The organism is Methylophaga sp., from assembly GCF_965655755.1.
Classification (GTDB): Bacteria; Pseudomonadota; Gammaproteobacteria; order Nitrosococcales; family Methylophagaceae; genus Methylophaga.
In genome coordinates, this window is record NZ_CBFHHW010000032.1 from 27,766 (window position 1) to 29,836 (window position 2,071).

3 protein-coding genes are annotated in these 2,071 nt (G+C 41.8%); 1 reads left to right on the forward strand and 2 read right to left on the reverse strand.

The window, feature by feature from the left end:
• Positions 1-579 (forward strand): Hpt domain-containing response regulator (locus ACTF5U_RS10495; RefSeq protein WP_438971580.1); only part of this gene is annotated, 579 nt, incomplete at its 5' end.
• Here the strand turns inward: ACTF5U_RS10495 and ACTF5U_RS10500 are convergent.
• Both ACTF5U_RS10500 and ACTF5U_RS10505 read right to left on the reverse strand, forming a co-directional pair.
• A complete protein-coding gene (locus tag ACTF5U_RS10500; protein ID WP_438971581.1) occupies positions 547-1,470 on the reverse strand; it encodes a crotonase/enoyl-CoA hydratase family protein in 924 nt (307 codons plus the stop codon). The two genes, ACTF5U_RS10495 and ACTF5U_RS10500, sit on opposite strands and share 33 nt — an antisense overlap.
• A 112-nt stretch (positions 1,471-1,582) precedes the next feature.
• Positions 1,583-2,071 (reverse strand): histone deacetylase family protein (locus ACTF5U_RS10505; protein WP_438971582.1); only part of this gene is annotated, 489 nt, incomplete at its 5' end.

The following is a 2,071-nucleotide window of genomic DNA, read 5'->3' on the forward strand; positions in this document are numbered from 1 at the left end:
GAAACGGAACGACATATTCCCATTATCATCTTGACAGCTGATGCCACCCCGGAAGCAAGACAGGAATGTATCGATTCTGGCGTCGACGCCTTTTTAACTAAACCGATCAATTCTCGGGCTTTGCTTGAACAAGTTTCGCTACTCGCGCAACAGATACCGGTAAAACAGAAAGATAAAACAAAAGCTCACTCCGAAAACGTACAAGCTAGCAGTCAATTATTTGACAGTAACAAGCTGGCTGAATTAATTAATTTGGATCAAGATAAACAATTCATACTGTCACTGATTGAAAGCTTTAAACATGATGCCAGTAAGCACGTTGGAATTATTTGCGCTGCAAGTAAGGATGATTATCTTACATATCGTGAGAGTCTTCATGCGCTCAAAGGCTCTGCCACTGAGATGGGAGCTGTAACACTGTCAACACTATGCACACAAGGTGAGCAACTTAAACCAGACGACATTGGCTCTGATCAGTTGCTCACCCTATGCAAACAGTTGGAGAAAACTTTTCATGAGACGATTTCAGCGCTTGAGATAGAGGTGTTAGGCAGTCAAAGCAACGAATTTCTTGTCTAGTTTTTGACTACTCGTTTCTGATCGGACAGTCTGGCGTTTTATCAAGCGTGCCATCATTTTCAAGTCCTTCGTGGTTAACTCTAAAGCAGCATCAGCCCAAATCTCACCAATAGCATACATCTCCTCGTAAGTAATAGGATTACATACATCCAAAACGTTACGCATTGCCTTTCGTGTGTTATTTGAACGTTTGCCCGCATCGACATAACGATAAACAGCAAGGTCCCCTTCGCCCGGTTCAGCCAATATATCAATAACACCTAAATCAAACATTTCTTCAGCGGTGTAGACCTTTCCTGACAAGATCATTCTTTCGGCTGCCTTAGATCCTATTTTGCGAGACAATAAAGAATAAGCTCCCATGCCCGGAAATAAGTTAAATAAAACTTCCGGCAAGCCCATCTTCACGCCCTTTTCAGCAATAATGACATTGCTTGATAAGGCCGCCTCAAATCCACCGCCCAGAGCATCTCCCTGGATGAGTGAAATTGTGGTCATATCCAAGTCAAAGTGTCGATGGTTATGATAGACGAGATCGATGCCTTTTACGGCATATTCTAATAGAGCCGCTCTATCCTTTTGCTCAATCAATTGGGTAAATAAATCCAGATCTCCCCCTAAGTTGAATACATTTTCAACTTTCGAGGCAACCACCAAATAATCATATTTAGATTGATTGGATTGCTGCATTTCATTTTTCATGTTCTCGATGAATACTGTAATTTCGTCCAGCAGAGCATGGGAAAAACAAGGACGAGGTAAAGCATGCATGTAAAGCCAATTTATCTTGTACTTTTCATCGTAATGCGATGACATTTGATTTGCCCCACTCACGTGAGGGTTTTCTTGCATTTCCGTTGAGAGATGCTTATGAGCTTTCAACGCGTTCATTGATTTTCTCCTTGAAAGTTGAGTAACCCATGCCGCGACATATTTTTGGCATTAGGGGCTCTATCAAGGTAACTGCATGAAACGTGCCTAAGTGAGACGGGTGTCAAATTTTTCAAAAATTCGAAGCATCATAATCCGATAACGCATGCAGATGTGACATTGCTGCTGAGGCTGTGCCTTCTATATTGTAGCCACCCTCTAAAACTGATATTAACTTACCATCACAATACTTTTCTGCCATTTCACATAGCCAGACAGTCATCCTGTGAAACCCCGTATCTTTTACATCAAAACAACCCAACAGATCATCTTTCCTACTATCAAAACCTGCTGATATTAAGATGAGTTCGGGCTGAAATTTTTCAATTTCAGGTTTCAGCTTTTCCTCAAATGAGGAGAGGATGTCTTTTTCATCACTACCACAGTCTAAATGCACGTTAATATTGAATCCCTCACCGGGCCCATTGCCTTCGCGCAATGGACTGCCTGTACCAGGGTAAGCGAATTGATCATGCGTGGAAAAAAACAAAACTGATGGGTCGGAATAAAAAGCGGCTTCTGTCCCATTCCCATGATGATAATCCCAATCTACAATGAGTAT

What these genes read in the sequence shown, in the direction of transcription:
- ACTF5U_RS10500 (WP_438971581.1), bottom strand. Translation starts at nt 1,470, where the DNA reads ATGAACGCGTTGAAAGCTCATAAGCATCTCTCAACGGAAATGCAAGAA.